This is a genomic window from Bradyrhizobium sp. C9 (assembly GCF_002532045.1).
Classification (GTDB): Bacteria; Pseudomonadota; Alphaproteobacteria; order Rhizobiales; family Xanthobacteraceae; genus Bradyrhizobium.
Genome location: NZ_NWTG01000002.1, coordinates 45,554 through 63,244, shown reverse-complemented (window position 1 = coordinate 63,244; position 17,691 = coordinate 45,554). Strand labels below are relative to the sequence as shown.

Here is a 17,691-nt window from a genome sequence, read left to right as displayed (position 1 = left end):
TTGGCGGCCACTTGCCACCCGAGATTTGAATTCATCGCCCGCCGTCCCCGGTCCGATCCGTGTCGTCCCATCCAAAGCCAGATCAGCACCTAGCATCCTCTGCGGCTTGTTGCAAGTAATTCGCAATAGCAACTGAGGCGCGCCGGTTACCTCTCCGATTTGCACGCCACTATGACAGTCGCGTAACACCGCGAGGCCGTAGGCCTGATCCGCTGCGATCGCCCGTGCATCTGTGGCAAATCGGTCGGGATCCGACCGTTCAATCGAGGCCACCATTGTCGTCGTCCCCTGTCTCGATGAATGCCGGCTGCGATGGCCTGCCGAGCACGACCCTTGCGCCGGTTCGTTCGACACATCGCGCCACCGACAGCGCCGTCCGCAGGTCGGCGCCTGAAATCACACGCCGCTGATAAAGCGCGGTCGCGCCGCGCAGGATGGCGCCCGCCAGCCTGAACAACACGATCGCGCCCCAACGTCGGCCGCGGCCGAGTGTCGTCACGCCCCCACCGTGGCGAGCTGGACGATCCGCAGCAGCACGAGGCCGGCGGCGACGAAGAGATAGCCGCGCAGCACCAGCATCCAGATCCGGCTCAGCGGGCTGAGACGCGCCGGCGGCAACCGGTCGAGCGGCGGCATCCGCCAGGTGTCGCGGTTGAACAGCGGCGGCCTGTTCTTGAAGCGGAACGAGGCGTTGCGGCGCGACGACATCTCGTACAGCTTGACCAGCGCGGTGACCGCGAGCGCGAGCAGGCTGCCGCCGACCAGGATGCCGATGATCCATTGCTCGCTGAGATCCGGGAACAGCACCGCGGCAGTCAGGATTACCGACAGCATCACGAGGCCGGCGACCACCGCGCCCGTGAACAGGTTCAGCCGGGTCGAATTGATCCAGGGCCCGAGGATGTGGCGGTCGTTGCAGAGCAGCAGCAGGAACACGGTCGCGCTCGGTAGCAGCACGCCGGCCAACGTCTGCACCGCGTTGGTGAGCAGTCCGAGTGGCGTGCCCGGCGTCAGCACCAGCACGGCGGCGAGCACGATCAGTCCGCAATAGACGCCGTAGAAGCCTTTCGCGTCCCACGGCTTGCGGTGCAGCGAGTGCTTGACCGCGAACACGTCACCGATCGCATAGGCCGTCGAGAGCGAGACCGCGGCCGCGCCGATGATGCAGGCATCCAGCAGTGCGAGGGCAAACAGCACCGCCGGCAGCCGGCCGGCATATTTCTCGAGCCCGACCGCGGTCCCCAGCGCGTCGGCGTAGTTGCCGAATTCGGGCTTTCCGGCGAACACTTCGGCGCAGAACGAGATCATCGCCACGGCGCCGACCACGACCAGCACGATGCCGATGCACAGATCCATCCGCTCGTAGCGGATGAAGCGCGGCGTGATCCGCTTGTCGACGATGTAGCTCTGCTGGAAGAACAACTGCCACGGCGCCACCGTGGTGCCGACGATGGCGACGATCAAGAGCATCACCTCGCTGAGCTTGGCGCCCTCGGGCATCTTCGGCACGAAGAAATCGGCTGCGATCTGCCCGACCGGCGGATGCACCATCAGGATCACGGGTACCAGCAGCAGGCTGCCTGCAACCAGCACGATGCCGAAGCGTTCGAAGCGGCGGAAGTCTCCGGTCGACACCGCCAGCATCACGATAACAGCCGAGGCCAGCACGCCCCAGAATTGCGAGACGCCGAGAAAATGTAGCGCGAAGGTGATACCGATGAATTCGGTGACGATGGTCAGCGCGTTCAGCACCAGGAGGTCGATGACGCTGAAGGCGCCCCAGAACTTGCCGAAGCGCTCGAAGATCAGCCGCGCATGGCCGACGCCGGTGACGGCGCCAAGCCGCACCACCATCTCCTGGTTGACGTAGAGCACGGGGATCAAAAGCAGCAGCGTCCACAGCAGCGTGGTGCCGTAATTCTGCCCGGCCTGGGTATAGGTGCCGAACGCGCCGGCGTCGTTGTCGCCGACCATCACGATCAGGCCGGGGCCGACGATCGCCAGCAAGGTTTTCAGCCGGGCGAGCCATGTCGCGCGCGGTGCGGTATCGTCGCGCGCGATGCTGCCGAGCGCGCCATGGATGTCACCGAGATGCGCGCGGTCCAGCACTGCGGTGCGGACGGAGCCGGCGGTGGCTTCACGATCGGAGGCGTGCACGTTCAAGTCATTGACGACGGTCATGACTCATTCCTTCTCATTTGCGTGGTTTGGTCGTTTTGGGAGTTGGAAAGCGGATGATGTTGCCGGCGCGGGGCGCCGGGACGGGGTCTGAACCCAGCTGGCGCCGCGGCGGATCGCGGCCGGCGTCCAGCATCAGGGCGATGCCGAGCGCGGCGACATGGCGGACGAGGCCAGCGCTCTCGTTGACGAGACCGACGACGCTTCGCATCACCGGGACGAGCGGGTCGTTGGTCGGTGCGGGACGCCTGACGGCATCGGCGGCGGTCGGCCGACGGGCTTGCCCGAAGATGTCATTTGTCTTGCTCATCGTCGTCTCCTCGCCGCCTGTTGGGCACGGCACGAGGGACGCGGAGCAGCTCTATGCGCGCGCGCAGCCTCCGCTGCCGTGAGCAGCGGCAATTCCAGAAGTCATGTCGTTCCCCGGAGGGAGTCCCGTTGCCGCGCCGCGATGGCGCGCAACGGGACGACTAGGTCCTTCGTCCATGTCGGTCCTTCAGGCGCTTGCGGTCATCTTTGCGGTGGAATGCGCAGGTATTGCGCGCGGGCCGGAATACCGGTCCGCGCGCCGCTTTCGATCGAGGTCATTCGTTGACGGCTCGAGGGTGGTTTCGACGACCCACCGGCACTCCAGCCGGCCGTCGATCAGGATCCAATGACAGGCCGGGGTTGGACGCCGGCGGTCCACCGGGCGGCGAAAACCCGGCAGGTTGTCATTGGAATAGGTGGCCGCCCGCGGCGGGATCTGCCGCGGCTCGAACGGCCGGAATTTTGCGAGCTTTTCGAACATCGCTCACCTCCACTTCCGCTGTCGCGCGGCAGGCCGGTGAGGAGCAGGCGGTTACGCGAGGCGTGACCACCCATCCACGCAGGCGAAATCTGCGCGATCAGTCTTGCTGTGTTGCGGCTTCAAGTGTCCCGTTGTCGGTCTACTGTCGCCTGAGTTGCTACTGCCCATGTGCCTTCTGTGTTGGCTCGTGGTCGGGTTGATCTCCGGGGTCAGACCCCGGTGCGGAACGCATGTTCCGGCAATCGGGCACTACGCCTGCCACAATGGCCTGTCAAGCCGATTCTGCTATCCTCCGGGGAGGATCGCGATTATCCTCCCCGGAGGATAGGAGAACCGAATGTCAGACGACCATCCGCACGCAGCAATTGCCCGGCGCCTGAAGCGCGCCAACGGCCATCTCGAGACCATTGTCGAGATGATCGAGCAGGGCCGCCCCTGTGCGCAGATCGCCCAGCAATTGCAGGCAGTCGAGAGCGCGATCGAGAGCGCCAAGAAGGCGCTGATCCACGATCACATCGGCCACAGCCTGGAGGAGACGCTGAAGGCATCGGGCCCGAAGGGCCGCAACATGCTGCGAGACTTCCGGCTGATCGCAAAATATCTGTGATCGCCGCGTTCACGAATTGACCCGCCCGGGGGGATCACCGGACGGGTCGTGCGCGACACGGGGTGGATGAGGACCCGTGCCGAACGCAGGATCCGCAACCTCTAAAGAGACCCGTCGATCAGTAGCAGGAACGCACGCGGCCGATGTAGTTGCCGTAGGCGTCGAACTGGCGCACCCAGACGCAGCGCCGATAGCCGCCGTCGTAATAGCCGTCACTGGCCGCGATCGCGCTGCCGACGATGGCGGCGCCGACGAGGCCCGCGCCGACGCCCCAGCCCCAGCCATACGGCTTGGCATTGGCCTGCGACGTGGTGGACGCGATGGTGCCGGTCACGGCGAGCGCGGTGAGGGCGAGGGCGGCACACTTGGTCTTGATCGACATGGGATACTCCATCCTGTTTGAGCGCGGCGCCGGTATGGTCCGCATGCCCGTTGGACGGAGGCTTTTCGGTTCCGGTTCGAATGGCCGCGCCGGAAATATGGTTTCGTGGATTGTTTCGTCACCTCGGCCTGGACGAAGGAATTCCCGAGTCAGTTGCCCCCGAAGACGCCCGGATCGAACCTGTCGACGTCGGCCAGCAGCTCGCAGAACGCACGCGCGCCGTGCTCGATCAGCTGCTCGCCTTTCTCGGCCGAGGCCTGGGTCGCATCGCCGATCGCACCGCTCGGATTGAGGTCCTGCGCCTGCCAGGCGAACGGTGCCGGCCGCTGGGTCGACAGCAAGCGGTGGTCCTTCTCGATCTGCACGCTCGCCGGCTTGAAGTCCGCGATCGCATCCCTGCGCACATGTTGCGGATACTTCGCCAGCATGATCGAGGTCTCGACCGCGCCGCCATGGATGCCGTGGCGCAATTCGTCGGCATCGAACAGCCCGTCCGGGGTGCCGAAACGCGACCAGCTGGTGGTCACCACCAGCATCTTGTGCTGCGCGCGCAGGTCCTGCGCCACGAGCTGCATCGCGGCGGAATTGCCGCCATGGCTGGTCACCATCACGAGCTTCCTGATGCCGGCGCGCGCCACGCTCTCGCCGAGCGCCATCCAGCTATTCAGCGCCACCTTGGTCGGCAGGGTCAGCGTGCCCGGAAAATCGATGTGCTCGGTGGAGATGCCGACCGGCTGCAGAGGCAGGAATGTCGCCGGGATGGCGGCCGGCAGCAGCTCGCGCACCCGCGCCAGATACGCCTCGCCGATCATGACGTCGGTTCCGAGCGGCAGATGCGGCCCGTGCTGCTCGGTCGCGGCCAATGGCAGCACCGCGATCCAGCGCGCGGCCGCGTCCCTGGCGAGGTCGGGCCAGTGGATGGCGGTCCAGTCACGGGGCGGAAGCTGAGAAGTCATCAAGCCGGTCGTTTCAATACAAGCGTTTCATGGGATGGATTTGCAGGCTAGTTTGTTTAACATCGGTGAGGCGTTCGCGTCTCCGGGCGCGGTGCGCGTCTTCCCGCCTTCCATCATGGGCCATAATGATCGACGGAGTCCAACCATGATCCCGGCCTTTTTGCCGCGAGCGTTAACCACGGCCGTTCTGGCCGTCACCCTCGGCGTTTCCGCAGGCCTGCTCCCGGCGCGGGCGCAGAGCTCGGACAAGACTTTGGACAAGGTCTCGTTCGGCACCAATTGGGTCGCCGAGGGCGAGCATGGCGGGTTCTTCCAGGCGCTCGCCGACGGCACCTACAAGAAATACGGCCTCGACGTCACAATCGTGCCCGGCGGTCCCAACGAGAACAACCGCATGCTCCTGATCGCGGGCAAGCTCGATTTCTTCATGAGCGCGAACTCGCTGCAGACCTTCGACGCTGTCACCAACAACGTGCCGCTGGTCGCCGTCGCTGCGATGTTCCAGAAGGACCCGCAGGTCTTCCTGACCCATCCCGAGGTCAAGGTCGGCAAGATCGAGGATCTGAAACCGCTGACGCTTTTGATCTCGAAGGAAGGCATCACCAGCTACTTTCAGTGGCTGAAGTCCGAATACGGTTTCGACGAGAACAAGGTGAAGCCCTACACCTTCAACCCGCAACCCTTCATCGTGAACAAGCAGACCGCGATGCAGGGCTACGTCACCTCGGAGCCCTTTGCGGTGGAGAAAGCCGCCGGCTTCAAGCCGAACGTGCTTCTGCTCGCCGATTACGGCTTCAACTCATATTCCACCTTGATCGAGACCCGCCGCGACCTGGTCGACAAGAAGCCGGACCTGGTGCAGCGCTTCGTCGATGCCTCCGTCGTCGGTTGGTACACGTATGTCTACGGCGACAACTCGTCCGGCAATGCGATGATCAAGAAGCTCAACCCTGAAATGAACGACGAGCTGCTGGCCTATTGTGTCGCCAAGATGCGCGAGCACGGCATCGTCGATTCCGGCGATTCCATCAAGAACGGCATCGGCGCCATGACCGACGAACGGATGGCGAGCTTCTTCGACAAGATGGTGCGCGCCGGTGTGGTCAAGAGCACCATCGACTATCGCCAGGGCTACACGCTGCGCTTCGTCAACAAGGCGGTCGGCGTCGAGCTCCGGCCGAAGAACTGACGATGATCCGATCTGTTTCAGCATCGGCAGTCGATCTCTCCGTTCGTAGGAGAGAGCAATCGCGCATGGCGTCCGCGGAGCTTGCCCGCGGGCTTCCTTCGCCTCTCCCGCTTGCGGGGGAGGCCGGCGCGCGCGTAGCGCGGGCCGGGTGGGGGCTCTCTCCCCGATACGACTCGCGGCGAGAGCCCCCACCCCAACCCTCCCCCGCAAGCGGGAGAGGGAGCCGACCGCCGCCGTCTCCCGAGACTCCTATGCGATCGTCACGCTATTCGCCGCGTAGGGAGGTGTCTTTCGCGGCTCGTCTGCGCTTACCAATATTCAGCCGGCGATGGTAGAGAGCATCGTGCCGGAAACCGATGCCAATAACCTCGCCGTGCGCCTGCGCGGCGTCACCAAGACCTATGACAGCGGGGTGAGGGCGCTCGGGTCGCTCGACCTCGATGTCAGCAGCGGCGAGTTCGTCTCGCTGCTCGGCCCCTCCGGCTGCGGCAAGTCCACCGCACTCCGGTTGATTGCAGGTCTTGCCACACCAAGCACCGGTACGGTCGAGCTCTCGCATCATGGCGCCGAGCAGCGCGGCAGCCACAGAGTAGGCTTCGTATTTCAGGAGCCGACCTTGATGCCATGGGCCAATGTGCGCGACAACGTCCGCCTGCCGCTCAAGCTCGCCCGTGCGGCGGCGACCGACGCCGAAGCGCGCATCGAGGCTGCGCTCGATCAGGTCGGGCTTGCGGACTTTGCGGCCGCCTATCCGCGCGAACTCTCCGGCGGCATGAAGATGCGGGTATCGCTGGCGCGCGCGCTGGTAACCGATCCCGATATCCTGCTGATGGACGAGCCGTTCGCAGCGCTCGACGAGATCACGCGCTTTCGCCTCAACAACGATCTGCTGTCGCTATGGCGCAATTTGCACAAGACCGTCATCTTCGTGACGCACTCGGTGTTCGAGTCGGTCTATCTCTCGCAGCGCGTGATCGTGATGACGGCGCGTCCGGGCCGGATCGGCGCCGAGTTTCGCATCACCTCGCCCGAGCCGCGCGGTGAAGAGTTCCGCACCTCGGCCGAATATGCCGCCTTCTGCCGCGAGGTCTCAGGCGCGCTGGCGCCGTCCTATGCAGGGCAGGCGGGCGCATGAAGTCTCCACAGGACCTCATCCGCTTTCTGCTGCCGCTTGCGGTGTTCGCCGCCGGTCTCGTGCTCTGGGAAGCCATCGTCCGCGCCTATGGCATCCAGCCATATGTGCTGCCGAGCCCGCTCCTGGTGCTGAAGACGCTGGTTGCGGACTGGCCGGTGCTGTCACAATCGCTCGGCGTCACATTGCTGACCACGCTCGAAGGTTTCGTTGCCGCGGCGGTCGGCGGCGTCGTGCTGGCGCTGCTGTTCAACCAGTCGAAATGGCTGGAGTATTCGTTGTTCCCTTACGCGGTTGTGCTGCAGGTCACGCCGGTGATCGCGATCGCGCCCCTGCTGCTGATCTATCTGCAGCAGCAGACCGCGGTGATCGTCTGCGCCTGGATCGTGGCGTTCTTTCCGGTGCTGTCGAACACCACGCTCGGTCTCAACTCGGTCGATCGCAACCTCGCCGGATTGTTTCAACTTTATGGCGCATCGAGACTGCAGACACTGCTGTTGCTGAAGCTGCCCGCGGCGCTCCCCTATATCCTCGGCGGGCTGCGCATTGCCGGCGGCCTGTCGCTGATCGGCGCCGTGGTCGCGGAGATCGCGGCGGGCAGCGCCGGCGCCGGCTCGGGCCTTGCCTTCCGGATCGCTGAATCGGGCTACCGGCTGAATATTCCCCGCATGTTTGCAGCACTTCTGCTGCTATCGCTGGCCGGGATTGTCATCTATGGGGTGCTGGCGCTAGTTTCGCACCTTCTGTTGCGGCGTTGGCATGAAAGCGCGTTAGGAAAGGACAGTTGATGGCCCCGATTTCTTCCGAAAAGATCGATCTGTTGGTTTATGGACCGATCCGGCCAATCCTCGAAAACGGCTTTTCCGACCAGTATGTGCTGCACCGGGCCGAGAGCCGCGGCGACCTCGAGCGGCTGACGCCCGACACGATGACCAAGATCCGCGGCATCGCCGTCACCTATCACACGATGGCGACCGACAAGACCGCGATGGCGATGTTTCCCAAGCTCGAGATCGTCGGCAGCTTCGGCGTCGGCTACGACCATGTCGATTCCGCCTATGCGCGGGATCACAATATCGTGGTCACCAACACGCCCGACGTGCTGACCGAGGAGGTCGCCGACGTCGCGATGGGCCTGTTGATCGCGACGCTGCGCGAATTCGTCAAGGCCGACCGCTACGTGCGCTCCGGCCTGTGGCAGACCCAGAATTATCCGCTCAGCGTCGGCTCGTTGCGCGACCGCAAGATCGGCATCGTCGGCATGGGCCGGATCGGCCAGGCGATCGGGCGACGGCTGGAGGCCTCGCGGGTGCCGGTGTCGTATCACTCGCGCAATCCGTCCAAGGACGTCGCCTACAAGCACTATCCCGATCTGATCGAGATGGCGAAGGCGGTCGACACCCTGATCGTCATCGTGCCGGGTGGCGCCTCGACGGCGAAGATGATCAATGCCGACGTGCTGAAGGCGCTTGGCCCGCGCGGCGTGCTGATCAATGTCGCGCGCGGCTCTGTGGTCGACGAGCCGGCGCTGGTCGCGGCGCTGAAATCCGGCACCATTCTCGCCGCCGGCCTCGACGTGTTCGCGGCCGAGCCGAACGTACCGGACGAATTGAAGGCGATGCAGAACGTCGTGCTGCTGCCGCATATCGGTTCGGCCTCGGTGGTCACGCGCAACGCGATGGATCAGCTCGTGGTCGACAACATCACGAACTGGTTCGCCGGCAAGCCGCCGCTGACGCCGGTTGCGGAAACGCCGGTGAAGGGCCGCTGATGTCCCTGTCCCGCTTCAGCGTCGTGCTGCTTGTGCTGCTGGCCGCGTGCGGTCCGGCAGCCGCGCAGGACGTCTCGACGTTGAAGAAGGACATGATCGGGCAGTGGGAGCTCGCCACCACCGAGCGCAGCAAGACCTGCGTCGTGACGCTGAAGAGCGATGCGACGCCGCAAGGTTTCAAGCTCGAGCTCGAGCCGGCCTGCGCCGCAGCACTGCCCTTCACCAAGGACATCACCGGCTGGAGCATCAAGGGCCTCGGCGACATCGTGCGGCTGCACAACGCGGCCGGCGAGGCGGTGATCGACTTCACCGAGGTCGAGACCGGCATCTTCGAGGGTATGCGCACCAACGAGGGCGTCTACATCCTGCAAAACCTTGCCGCTGCCCGCGCGCTCGCCAAGTCGATGGACCAGATGATCGGCGACTGGTCGATGGTCCGCGGCAACGGCCAGGCGATCTGCGCCCTGGTGCTGACCAACACCGACGCCGGCAACGACAATTTCCAGGTGTTCCTGAAAGGCAAATGCGATCCCGCGGTCGCGGCCTTCAACCCGACGCTCTGGCGGCTCGACCATGGCCAGATGGTCCTGATGTCGCCCAAGGGCGAGACCTGGCAGTTCGAGGCTGACGACAACGCCCAGTGGCGCCGCGTCCCCGACAGCGCCGACCCGCTGATCATGCTGCGGGAGCAGTGAGGGGCGGCGATGTCAAAGCTCCGCGTGGTCCCTGCTTTCGCAGCGACGACGATGGGGCGGTACGATCTGCTTCTCGCCGGTCCCCCAAAAATAATTCCCTCTTCCTTGTCGATCCGACGCACCCCGGCTCGTCGTCCCCTATAGCGAGCCGGTTTTGCGGCGGTTATCGTCGCTTCTCGCCCAACAGGAGATTTCCGATGCGGTTCATGTATATCGTCACCTCCGCCCAGCCCCCGCGCCCGCCGACGCCGGCCCTGATGGAGGCGATGGGCAAGCTCGCCGAGCGGGAGATCAAGGCCGGCCGCATGATTGACACCGGTGGGCTGCTGCCGGTCGCGATGGGGGCCCAGGTCCGCATCACCGACGGCAAGCTCAACGTCATCGACGGGCCGTTCGTCGAGGCCAAGGAGATGATCGGCGGCTACGCGATATTCGAGCTCCGCAACAAGGAAGAGGCGGTGGCGGCCGCCGTGGAGTTCATGCAGTTGCACAAGGAGCATATGCCCGGATGGGATGGCACCTGCGAGGTGCGCCCCTTCGCCACCCCGGGCGTCGACGGCGCCTGCCAGGTCGATGTCTCCGCCATCGCTTGATGCGCCGCGGACAGGGCGCGTTCACGCGAGGCGGCCTCCGGTTCGCGTGAAGAGCGCGCGTCCGGACGGCAATCCAGGTCGGCGACGATGACGGCCGCCGACATCCAGGCGACGATCCTTGCGGTGTGGCGCATCGAGCAGCCGCGGCTGATCACCAGCCTGTCGCGGATGCTGCGCGACGTGCCGCTCGCCGAGGATCTGACCCAGGAAGCGCTGATTGCGGCGCTCGAGCACTGGCCGCTCAGTGGCGTGCCGGAGAAGCCGGGTGCCTGGCTGATGGCGACTGCCAAGCGGCGTGCGCTCGATCATATCAGGCGCAACCGCATGCTGACCGAAAAGCACGGCATGCTGGCGCATGATCTGGTGCGGGAGCAGGAAACCATGCCCGATTTCGATTCCGCGCTCGACGACGATATCGGCGACGAATTGCTGCGGCTGATCTTCACCGCCTGCCATCCGCTGCTGTCGCGCGAGGCGCGCGCTGCGCTGGCGCTCCGGATGATCTGCGGCCTCACCACCGAGGAGATCGCGCGCGCCTTCCTGCAGGCGGAGGCGACCATCGCCCAGCGCATCGTGCGCGCCAAGCGCACGCTGTCGGAGTCAGGTCTGGCCTACGAGACGCCGCGCGGCGAGGCGCTGTCGGAGCGGCTCGCCTCCGTGCTCGAGGTCGCCTACCTGATCTTCAACGAGGGCTATACCGCGGCGAGCGGCGACGAATGGCTGCGACCGCAGCTCTGCAACGAGGCGCTGCGCATCGGCCGCGTGCTGAGCTCGATCGCGCCGCACGAGCCGGAGGCGCACGGCCTGCTGGCGCTGATGGAATTCAACGCCTCGCGGACGGCGGCGCGCACCGACGCGGCCGGCGAGCCGATCCTGCTGATGGACCAGAACCGCGCGCTGTGGGACCGCCTGCAGATCCGCCGCGGGCAACTGGCGCTGGCGCGCGCCCGCGAGCTCGGCGGCGCCGGCGGCTTCTACGCGCTGCAGGCCGCGATCGCCGCTTGCCATGCCGAGGCCGACGCGCCTGAGGCGACCGACTGGCGCCGTATCGCGGCACTGTACGGCGATCTCGCCGCGCTGCTGGATTCGCCGGTCATCGCGCTCAACCGCGCGGTCGCGATCGGCATGGCCGAAGGGCCGCTGACGGCGCTCGCGATCGTCGACGGCCTCGCGGACGAGCCGGCGCTGAAATCCTATCATCTGCTGCCGAGCGTGCGCGGCGATCTGCTGCACCGGCTGAGCCGCTTTGCCGAGGCGCACACCGCGTTCGAGGCCGCCGCCGCACTCGCCGGCAATGCGCGCGAGCGCGAGTTGCTCAAACGCCGCGCCGCGGTCGCGGCACGCGCCGCGCAGGATCACGGCCGGCACTGAATGGCTTCGCGATTTCGACGCAAAGCGCCGGCATGTTCGCCGAATCGCAATCCGTCAGGGAACCGCGACCATGACGAAACCATCCGTGCTGGCGATCGGGCTCGACCCCACCTTCGTCGATCTATCCGTCATGCCGCAATTCACGCCCGAGCTCGTGCGCAGCTACATCGACGCGCAGATCGAGGGCCTGCGGACGCTTGGTTACGATGTCGAAAGCTGTCTCATCGATCTCGGCGATACGGCCGAAGCGGTGACGGCGGCGGCCCTCAACGCGCGCCGCTACGATTGCGTCGTGATCGGTGCCGGGCTGCGCGAGCCGCCGGAGCGGCTGCTGCTGTTCGAGACGATCCTCAATCTGGTGCATCGGCTCGCGCCCGGCGCGGCCATCTGCTTCAACACCAACCCGGCCGACACCGCTGCGGCTGTGCAGCGTTGGATCAAGCCTTAGATGCACTGCGGGCAGCCCTGCCGCGCAGCCCCCACAGCAGCAAGATCGAGGCTGCGATGATCGCAAGGCCGATCGAGACGAACCCTGCGGTCACCAGCGTTTCCTGCCACGGCGCGGCAACACGCCCGGCTGCGGTGACCGGCGACAGCGCGCCTGTTCCAAGAACGGCGGCGAGCGTCGCCACGGCCCAGTTGCCGTACGTTCCGCACAGCAGCGCCCAGTAGGCTATGGCGCTCGCGCGGGGCGGCAGCCTGACCTCGCTCCAGATCGCGCCGACCGCGAGCAGGAACGTGCCGTTCATCACGCCCTCGAGATGCGCTGCGAGCGCCATCCGCACATTGCTGAAGTGCTGCTCGATGAGGCCGGTCAACAGCCCGATCAGGAACAAAGCCATGCCGTGAAAAAGCAGCCGCCGCCGATCATCCATGTCGCCCCCTCAAAGAATCTTGCACGGAAATGGCCCGATCATAGCAGAAGGTGTAAAGCTGTCCCTGCGGCGATCTGGGCCATGGCCCGGGCTCTCGGCGTCCTGCCGATCTGCGGCTGAAGCACGGCGGCGGGGCCGGCACAAAGCGGCACGGACCGGGGCCTGGCGCAAAAGTCCGGCGGTTGTTGCCGGCGGCAACCTATGACACCATCCCGATTCCGGTTTGTTTTTTCACTTTGGAAGCCTATGCCGCGCCGCAAATATGCCTGGGAGAAGCTCACGGATGCGCAGTTGCTCGAGCAACGCCTCAGCAGTCTGAGGGTTGCGATCGAAGGCACCTGGCTCGCGGATTGCGTCAGCACGCTCTACGAAGAGCTCGAAGAGCGCGGCATCCGGCTGCGGCCGCACGCATGGATCTCGAGCGAATGGTTCAGCCCGGCCGATGTGCCCGGCATCGCCATTCCATTCTATCTCGCCCATCCTCGCCTGATGAAGCTCGAGAAGAAGATGATGCTCGACGTCGAGGGCGCCTCGTGGTCCGAGTGCATGGCCATTCTCCGCCACGAGGCAGGGCACGCCATACAGCACGGCTACCAGCTGCAACGCCGCCGGCGCTGGCAGCAGCTGTTCGGTCCGTCGTCGCAACACTATCCGCGCTACTACCGGCCCAATCCGGCCAGCCGCAGCTATGTCCAGCATCTCAGGCTGTGGTATGCGCAGAGCCATCCGGACGAGGATTTCGCCGAGACCTTTGCGGTGTGGCTGCGGCCGCGCTCGAACTGGCGAACGCGGTATGCCGGCTGGCCCGCGCTGAAGAAGCTCGAATATGTCGATGAGCTGATGGGCGAGATCGCCGGCGAGCGGCCGCTGCTCACGACGCGCGAGCGGGTCGATCCGCTGCATACGCTCAAGCAGACGCTCGGTGAACACTACAAGAAGAAGCAGGCGTTCTACGCCTTCACGCCGCCGAAGACCTACGACCGCGATCTGTCCAAGCTGTTCTCTGCCGATCCGCGGCATCACCGGCATCCGCCGGCTGCATCCTTCATCAGGCGGCACCGCGCCCAGATCAGGCAGCTGGTCGCGCGGTGGACAGGCGAGAACCAGCTGACGCTCGACGCGGTGCTCGACGACATGATCTCGCGCTGCCGCGAGCTCAATCTGCGTGCCGTCGGCCCCGAGCAGAAGCTGGTGACCAATTTCACCATCCTGCTGACTGCCAAGACCATGCACGCGCTGTTCGGCCCGTCGCGTCGGAAATGGATCGCGCTATGAAACACTTTCGCATTCTGGTGCTGATGCACCCGGACTGTGTGCCGCCGGACTCCAGCGACGGATACTCCGCGCGGGAAATCAATGAGTGGAAAACCGAATACGACGTGGTGAGTACCCTGCGCGCGGCCGGCCACGAGGTTCGTCCGCTCGGCGTGCAGGAGGAAATCAAACCGGTCCGCGACGAGATCGAGGGCTTCAAACCGCACGTGGTGTTCACGCTGCTGGAGGAGTTTCATTACGACGTCGTGTATGACCAGCACATCGCGAGCTATCTCGAGCTGATGAAGATTCCCTATACCGGGTGCAACCCGCGCGGCCTGATCCTGGCGCGCGGCAAGGATCTGTCCAAGACGCTGGTGCATCACCGCCGCATCCCGGTGCCGGCCTTCGCCGTGTTCCCGATGCGCCGCAAGGTCAAGCGGCCGCCGCGGCTTGCGCTGCCGCTGATCGTCAAGAGCCTGAGCAGCGATGGATCGCTCGGTATCTCGCAGGCGTCGATCGTCGATACCGACGAGAAGCTTGCCGAGCGCGTCGCCTTCATCCATGAGCGGATCGGAACGGCCGCGATCGCCGAGCAGTTCATCGAGGGACGCGAGCTCTATGTCGGCGTGATCGGCAACAACAGGCTGCGGGTCCTGCCGGTTTGGGAATTGAAGTTCGGCAGCATGGGCGGCCCCGCCGCACGCCAGATCGCCACCGAAAAGGTCAAGCACGACACCAGCTATCAGGAGCGCATCGGAATTGCGGACGGGCCGGCCGAAGGACTGACGCCGGAACTATCCGCGCACATTCAACGGCTGGCGAAGCGGATCTACCGGACCCTGGGGCTCGACGGCTACGCGCGCATCGACTTCCGCCTCTCCACCAATGGCGTTCCGTATTTCATTGAGGCCAATCCCAATCCCGAAATCGCCAAGAGCCAGGAGTTTGCGACCGCCGCGGGGCATGACGGACTGGACTATCCGGTTCTGTTGAATCGCATCCTGACGCTCGGGATCAGCCGCGCCAAGGCCGGCGTATCCCTGGGCTGAATCGAAGCGCTATAGGCTGCGCTGCAGCAGGTGGCGTCGCGCGTCCCTGGGGATGAACATCGCAAACGTTTGCCTAACGCGCGCCGCCGGCGTCGCGGTGGCAGCGAGGGTGGCGACGGGGGGAGCTGTGGCACGAAATTCACCCGGTTCCGGCCATCGTCGCGCAAAGATATCGTTTGCCGATGCAGGCATGGTGAGCCAGTCGCTGCGGCAGGTATCGTAGACGTACAAACCGGCAAGAAAAATCGATACGACAACAAGGATCGTCCTGAAAATCGGCATTGTGATTGCGCCTTCTTGATTGAGGCGAACAATGCCTGGACACAGTGAACCGCGCGTTTAGTGTTCCGGCCGATCGGCCGATACGGTTCCCAACTCATGAACGGGCTTGCGTAAACGGCTCGCTTACCAATGCCTTCAAGGTTGCGGCAACCAGCTTTCCTCACCTGCGGGAAAGAAGTCTCTGGCATCAAGAGAGCAACAAAAAGACTGAGGAGGCACCATGTTCGTCGCCATTCGAGTCATGATCCTGATCGCCAGTGCGTACGCCGGCTCGGCCGTTGCAGAGATGCAGTTCGCGCCGCTGCCGAGCCTTGCGTCGTCGCCCGCGCCGTAGCTTCGGCACGCGACGCAGTGCGCCGGCGCTTCACGCCGGATTGGGCGTTGCCGCGGCAACTCCGATTGCGCGGGCTGCGTTTTCCGTCATCCGGGTCGCCGTCAGCCGCAGGAAATACAGCGACAGTCCTGGATTGCGTTCGCATAGCTTCATCAATGCGCCGTCGCTGATCGACAGCAAATCCACATCGGTCGCTGCCAGGGCAGTCTGTGTGCGCCGACGCTCGAGTGAGAACAGCCCAATCTCTCCGAACAACTCGCCCGCCGAGACCCCGCGATCGATCTCGGGAAACCTGACATCACCCGATACGACCATGTAGAGCAGGTCGGCGTTATCACCTTTCCTGAAGATCGTCTCTCCTGCCTTGATGTGTTTCGGCCGCATGAACGGTTGCAGCCAGCTCGGAGACAAGTCGGTCGCTGCGGCGCGCCTGGCCTTCCGAAGCAGCCGAACCATCTGGAATAGCAATACCACGTTCAGCGGCAGCAGAATGATGTGCAGGATGAGCACCGGGTAGATCCGATCGCCCAATCCATAGCTGATGAATGCCAGATTGCTGAAGATCGCGACGGTGCGCAGGCTCAACATCGTGCTCATGCAGAACGTCAGCAACACAAGAGCCGACGCCAGGTAACCCAAGCCATCAATGACTGTCATGACAGCACTCACTGGAAATGAATTGCAGGCAAACCAATCTGAAAACGAGCGGCAACATACACCAGCGCGTCCGGTTTATTGAACGGAAATGCAGTCGGTCCGCACTCGCGGCGGTGCAGCGTTGTGACGCGGCCTCTCGACGAACGCGCGCGCGAGGCCACGCGAACGGCGCGGCCCGTGGTGGATTTTGCCTTGGCTGCGGCGATGGCCGGGCGTGCCGTGCCGAGCTGCACCGGGCGAGCCTGACCTGGGCAGGAGTGCGAGCCGCTTGCGCGTGCGGCCGGCCACGACAAGCCGCCGGTTCCCTCGCGGGTCTCGCGCGGCAGCTCGCTCTGCCTGGCGAGCCACTTCTGGACCCGGCCGCTGCCGGCGTTATAGGCGGCCGCTGCAAGGCCGAGATCGCCGAAATCGTCGCGCAGCTTGCGGAGAAGTCTTGCGGAGGCAAACGCCGATGTTTGCATTGGAACTTCGACGCCTTCCATAACTTTACGGAATGTAGCCACGTTGGGATGCGCGATGTTCCGACATTTTTTGGTTGTGCGTTTTGCTGTTGTCCTTTTGCTCGTTTCCGCCGCCCCGGCGATGGCGGCGGGTGTCGATGCCGCGGGGATCAACGACGCGGCGGTGCCAACGGGAAAATTGCCGAGCCGTCACCAGGCCAGCGCCTCCATTGCCAAGCTCGAGATCCTGCTCGATCGCGCGCACTTCTCCCCCGGCGAGATCGACGGCAAGCTCGGCGAGAACGCACAGAAGGCGCTCACGGCGTTCGCCGCAGCGAATGGATTGTCGTTCGACAAGGCCGTCACAGCGGACCTCTGGAGCAGGCTCGCCGCTGCCAGCGAAGGGCCTGCGGTCGTCAACTACACCATCGCCGATGCCGACGTGAAAGGCCCGTTCCTGGCGAAGGTCCCCGCGAAGATGGAGGACATGCAGGACCTGCCCGCGCTGAACTACACCAGCCCGCGCGAAGCGCTGGCCGAGAAATTCCACATGAGCGAGGCGTTGCTTCAGGCGCTCAATCCCGGCCAGAAGTTCGACAAGGCGGGTGCCAGCATCGCGGTTGCCAACGTTCTCGACACTGGCGCGTCAACGCCGGTTGTTCGCATCGAAGTCGACAAGACGCGGCAGACGCTCAGCACGTTCGACGCCGCAGGAAAGCTCACTGCGCTCTATCCCGCAACGGTCGGCAGCACGGAGAAGCCGACGCCGAGCGGCACGCTGAAGGTGACGGCGGTCAACAAGAATCCGACCTATCGCTACAATCCCAAATACAAGTTCAAGGGCGTCAAATCCAGGAAGCCGTTCACGATCAAGCCCGGGCCCAACAATCCGGTCGGCTCGGTCTGGATCAACCTCTCGGCGGAAAGTTTCGGTATCCACGGCACGCCCGATCCCAGCAAGGTTTCCAAGGCCGCGTCGCACGGCTGCATTCGGCTGACCAATTGGGATGCACAGCATGTCGCGGCCGGTGTCGCCAAGGGGACGCCGGTGACGTTCGTGGAGAGCACGCGATAACATTGACAGGCATGCAACTGCTCGCGGATTGTGCCGGCCTCGCACATCGCATCCGACG

Annotated in this window: 22 protein-coding genes; 12 read left to right on the top strand and 10 right to left on the bottom strand. The window is 64.8% G+C overall.

The window, feature by feature from the left end:
• Positions 1–259 precede the first annotated feature (259 nt).
• From CO675_RS05200 to CO675_RS05185, 4 genes are all read right to left on the bottom strand, one after another.
• Complete coding sequence (locus CO675_RS05200; protein WP_097670989.1) at positions 260–499, bottom strand: hypothetical protein; 240 nt, start codon at positions 497–499, stop codon at positions 260–262.
• Positions 496–2,181, bottom strand: coding sequence for an NRAMP family divalent metal transporter (locus CO675_RS05195; RefSeq protein WP_245452642.1), 1,686 nt, complete (start codon positions 2,179–2,181; stop codon positions 496–498). Before CO675_RS05195 ends, CO675_RS05200 begins: the two co-directional genes overlap by 4 nt.
• 13 nt (positions 2,182–2,194) lie before the next feature.
• A complete protein-coding gene (locus CO675_RS05190; protein ID WP_097670988.1) occupies positions 2,195–2,488 on the bottom strand; it encodes a hypothetical protein in 294 nt (97 codons plus the stop codon).
• A 186-nt stretch (positions 2,489–2,674) separates the two neighbouring features.
• Positions 2,675–2,968: a hypothetical protein gene (locus tag CO675_RS05185; RefSeq protein ID WP_097670987.1), complete on the bottom strand. Its 294-nt coding sequence runs from the start codon at positions 2,966–2,968 to the stop codon at positions 2,675–2,677.
• A 337-nt stretch (positions 2,969–3,305) separates the two neighbouring features.
• Here CO675_RS05185 and CO675_RS05180 point away from each other — a divergent pair, with 337 nt between their 5' ends.
• Positions 3,306–3,575: a metal-sensing transcriptional repressor gene (locus tag CO675_RS05180; protein WP_097670986.1), complete on the top strand. Its 270-nt coding sequence runs from the start codon at positions 3,306–3,308 to the stop codon at positions 3,573–3,575.
• Positions 3,576–3,693: 118 nt separating this feature from the next.
• Here CO675_RS05180 and CO675_RS05175 read toward each other — a convergent pair whose 3' ends face one another.
• Both CO675_RS05175 and CO675_RS05170 read right to left on the bottom strand, forming a co-directional pair.
• On the bottom strand, positions 3,694–3,957 hold the full coding sequence (locus tag CO675_RS05175; protein WP_097671396.1) for a hypothetical protein: 264 nt from the start codon (positions 3,955–3,957) through the stop codon (positions 3,694–3,696).
• Between the two features lie 149 nt (positions 3,958–4,106).
• Positions 4,107–4,913 (bottom strand): creatininase family protein, encoded by an 807-nt coding sequence (locus tag CO675_RS05170; protein ID WP_097670985.1) that lies wholly within the window; start codon positions 4,911–4,913, stop codon positions 4,107–4,109.
• A 145-nt stretch (positions 4,914–5,058) separates the two neighbouring features.
• On the opposite strand from CO675_RS05170, the gene CO675_RS05165 reads away from it, so the two are divergent.
• The 8 genes from CO675_RS05165 to CO675_RS05130 all read left to right on the top strand — a co-directional run bounded on the left by CO675_RS05165 (position 5,059) and on the right by CO675_RS05130 (position 12,112).
• Positions 5,059–6,102 (top strand): ABC transporter substrate-binding protein, encoded by a 1,044-nt coding sequence (locus CO675_RS05165; RefSeq protein ID WP_097670984.1) that lies wholly within the window; start codon positions 5,059–5,061, stop codon positions 6,100–6,102.
• Between the two features lie 328 nt (positions 6,103–6,430).
• Positions 6,431–7,237 (top strand): ABC transporter ATP-binding protein, encoded by an 807-nt coding sequence (locus CO675_RS05160; RefSeq protein WP_097670983.1) that lies wholly within the window; start codon positions 6,431–6,433, stop codon positions 7,235–7,237.
• Positions 7,234–8,022 carry an ABC transporter permease gene (locus tag CO675_RS05155; protein ID WP_097670982.1) on the top strand — a complete coding sequence of 263 codons (789 nt, stop codon included), beginning with the start codon at positions 7,234–7,236 and terminating at the stop codon, positions 8,020–8,022. Before CO675_RS05160 ends, CO675_RS05155 begins: the two co-directional genes overlap by 4 nt.
• Positions 8,022–9,005 carry a 2-hydroxyacid dehydrogenase gene (locus CO675_RS05150; protein ID WP_097670981.1) on the top strand — a complete coding sequence of 328 codons (984 nt, stop codon included), beginning with the start codon at positions 8,022–8,024 and terminating at the stop codon, positions 9,003–9,005. Before CO675_RS05155 ends, CO675_RS05150 begins: the two co-directional genes overlap by 1 nt.
• Positions 9,005–9,700: an AprI/Inh family metalloprotease inhibitor gene (locus CO675_RS05145; protein ID WP_097670980.1), complete on the top strand. Its 696-nt coding sequence runs from the start codon at positions 9,005–9,007 to the stop codon at positions 9,698–9,700. Before CO675_RS05150 ends, CO675_RS05145 begins: the two co-directional genes overlap by 1 nt.
• 197 nt (positions 9,701–9,897) lie before the next feature.
• Positions 9,898–10,293 carry a YciI family protein gene (locus tag CO675_RS05140; RefSeq protein ID WP_097670979.1) on the top strand — a complete coding sequence of 132 codons (396 nt, stop codon included), beginning with the start codon at positions 9,898–9,900 and terminating at the stop codon, positions 10,291–10,293.
• 87 nt (positions 10,294–10,380) lie between these two features.
• The gene (locus CO675_RS05135) at positions 10,381–11,664 is read left to right on the top strand and encodes an RNA polymerase sigma factor (RefSeq protein ID WP_097670978.1); all 1,284 of its coding nucleotides are present in this window, start codon (positions 10,381–10,383) and stop codon (positions 11,662–11,664) included.
• A gap of 70 nt (positions 11,665–11,734) precedes the next feature.
• The gene (locus CO675_RS05130) at positions 11,735–12,112 is read left to right on the top strand and encodes a hypothetical protein (protein WP_097670977.1); all 378 of its coding nucleotides are present in this window, start codon (positions 11,735–11,737) and stop codon (positions 12,110–12,112) included.
• On the opposite strand, the gene CO675_RS05125 is transcribed toward CO675_RS05130, so the two are convergent.
• Complete coding sequence (locus CO675_RS05125) at positions 12,102–12,539, bottom strand: styrene oxide isomerase (RefSeq protein WP_097670976.1); 438 nt, start codon at positions 12,537–12,539, stop codon at positions 12,102–12,104. The genes CO675_RS05130 and CO675_RS05125 overlap by 11 nt on opposite strands.
• A 246-nt stretch (positions 12,540–12,785) precedes the next feature.
• Between CO675_RS05125 and CO675_RS05120 the strand changes: the two genes are divergently transcribed.
• Positions 12,786–13,814 (top strand): putative zinc-binding metallopeptidase, encoded by a 1,029-nt coding sequence (locus tag CO675_RS05120; RefSeq protein WP_097670975.1) that lies wholly within the window; start codon positions 12,786–12,788, stop codon positions 13,812–13,814.
• A complete protein-coding gene (locus CO675_RS05115) occupies positions 13,811–14,845 on the top strand; it encodes a D-alanine--D-alanine ligase family protein (protein ID WP_198964493.1) in 1,035 nt (344 codons plus the stop codon). Before CO675_RS05120 ends, CO675_RS05115 begins: the two co-directional genes overlap by 4 nt.
• A 9-nt stretch (positions 14,846–14,854) precedes the next feature.
• Here the strand turns inward: CO675_RS05115 and CO675_RS05110 are convergent, their stop codons facing one another.
• The 3 genes from CO675_RS05110 to CO675_RS41965 all read right to left on the bottom strand — a co-directional run bounded on the left by CO675_RS05110 (position 14,855) and on the right by CO675_RS41965 (position 16,732).
• Positions 14,855–15,127: a hypothetical protein gene (locus tag CO675_RS05110; RefSeq protein WP_097670973.1), complete on the bottom strand. Its 273-nt coding sequence runs from the start codon at positions 15,125–15,127 to the stop codon at positions 14,855–14,857.
• A 364-nt stretch (positions 15,128–15,491) separates the two neighbouring features.
• Positions 15,492–16,118 (bottom strand): Crp/Fnr family transcriptional regulator, encoded by a 627-nt coding sequence (locus CO675_RS05105; protein WP_097670972.1) that lies wholly within the window; start codon positions 16,116–16,118, stop codon positions 15,492–15,494.
• 8 nt (positions 16,119–16,126) lie between these two features.
• Complete coding sequence (locus CO675_RS41965; RefSeq protein WP_502693365.1) at positions 16,127–16,732, bottom strand: lytic transglycosylase domain-containing protein; 606 nt, start codon at positions 16,730–16,732, stop codon at positions 16,127–16,129.
• Between CO675_RS41965 and CO675_RS05095 the strand changes: the two genes are divergently transcribed.
• Positions 16,635–17,633 (top strand): L,D-transpeptidase family protein, encoded by a 999-nt coding sequence (locus CO675_RS05095; protein ID WP_198964492.1) that lies wholly within the window; start codon positions 16,635–16,637, stop codon positions 17,631–17,633. The two genes, CO675_RS41965 and CO675_RS05095, sit on opposite strands and share 98 nt — an antisense overlap.
• Positions 17,634–17,691 lie beyond the last annotated feature (58 nt).

What these genes read in the sequence shown, in the direction of transcription:
- CO675_RS05195 (WP_245452642.1), bottom strand. Translation starts at nt 2,181, where the DNA reads ATGACCGTCGTCAATGACTTGAACGTGCACGCCTCCGATCGTGAAGCC.
- CO675_RS05190 (WP_097670988.1), bottom strand. Translation starts at nt 2,488, where the DNA reads ATGAGCAAGACAAATGACATCTTCGGGCAAGCCCGTCGGCCGACCGCC.
- CO675_RS05185 (WP_097670987.1), bottom strand. Translation starts at nt 2,968, where the DNA reads ATGTTCGAAAAGCTCGCAAAATTCCGGCCGTTCGAGCCGCGGCAGATC.
- CO675_RS05180 (WP_097670986.1), top strand. Translation starts at nt 3,306, where the DNA reads ATGTCAGACGACCATCCGCACGCAGCAATTGCCCGGCGCCTGAAGCGC.
- CO675_RS05175 (WP_097671396.1), bottom strand. Translation starts at nt 3,957, where the DNA reads ATGTCGATCAAGACCAAGTGTGCCGCCCTCGCCCTCACCGCGCTCGCC.
- CO675_RS05170 (WP_097670985.1), bottom strand. Translation starts at nt 4,913, where the DNA reads ATGACTTCTCAGCTTCCGCCCCGTGACTGGACCGCCATCCACTGGCCC.
- CO675_RS05165 (WP_097670984.1), top strand. Translation starts at nt 5,059, where the DNA reads ATGATCCCGGCCTTTTTGCCGCGAGCGTTAACCACGGCCGTTCTGGCC.
- CO675_RS05160 (WP_097670983.1), top strand. Translation starts at nt 6,431, where the DNA reads ATGGTAGAGAGCATCGTGCCGGAAACCGATGCCAATAACCTCGCCGTG.
- CO675_RS05155 (WP_097670982.1), top strand. Translation starts at nt 7,234, where the DNA reads ATGAAGTCTCCACAGGACCTCATCCGCTTTCTGCTGCCGCTTGCGGTG.
- CO675_RS05150 (WP_097670981.1), top strand. Translation starts at nt 8,022, where the DNA reads ATGGCCCCGATTTCTTCCGAAAAGATCGATCTGTTGGTTTATGGACCG.
- CO675_RS05145 (WP_097670980.1), top strand. Translation starts at nt 9,005, where the DNA reads ATGTCCCTGTCCCGCTTCAGCGTCGTGCTGCTTGTGCTGCTGGCCGCG.
- CO675_RS05140 (WP_097670979.1), top strand. Translation starts at nt 9,898, where the DNA reads ATGCGGTTCATGTATATCGTCACCTCCGCCCAGCCCCCGCGCCCGCCG.
- CO675_RS05135 (WP_097670978.1), top strand. Translation starts at nt 10,381, where the DNA reads ATGACGGCCGCCGACATCCAGGCGACGATCCTTGCGGTGTGGCGCATC.
- CO675_RS05130 (WP_097670977.1), top strand. Translation starts at nt 11,735, where the DNA reads ATGACGAAACCATCCGTGCTGGCGATCGGGCTCGACCCCACCTTCGTC.
- CO675_RS05125 (WP_097670976.1), bottom strand. Translation starts at nt 12,539, where the DNA reads ATGGATGATCGGCGGCGGCTGCTTTTTCACGGCATGGCTTTGTTCCTG.
- CO675_RS05120 (WP_097670975.1), top strand. Translation starts at nt 12,786, where the DNA reads ATGCCGCGCCGCAAATATGCCTGGGAGAAGCTCACGGATGCGCAGTTG.
- CO675_RS05115 (WP_198964493.1), top strand. Translation starts at nt 13,811, where the DNA reads ATGAAACACTTTCGCATTCTGGTGCTGATGCACCCGGACTGTGTGCCG.
- CO675_RS05110 (WP_097670973.1), bottom strand. Translation starts at nt 15,127, where the DNA reads ATGCCGATTTTCAGGACGATCCTTGTTGTCGTATCGATTTTTCTTGCC.
- CO675_RS05105 (WP_097670972.1), bottom strand. Translation starts at nt 16,118, where the DNA reads ATGACAGTCATTGATGGCTTGGGTTACCTGGCGTCGGCTCTTGTGTTG.
- CO675_RS05095 (WP_198964492.1), top strand. Translation starts at nt 16,635, where the DNA reads ATGTTCCGACATTTTTTGGTTGTGCGTTTTGCTGTTGTCCTTTTGCTC.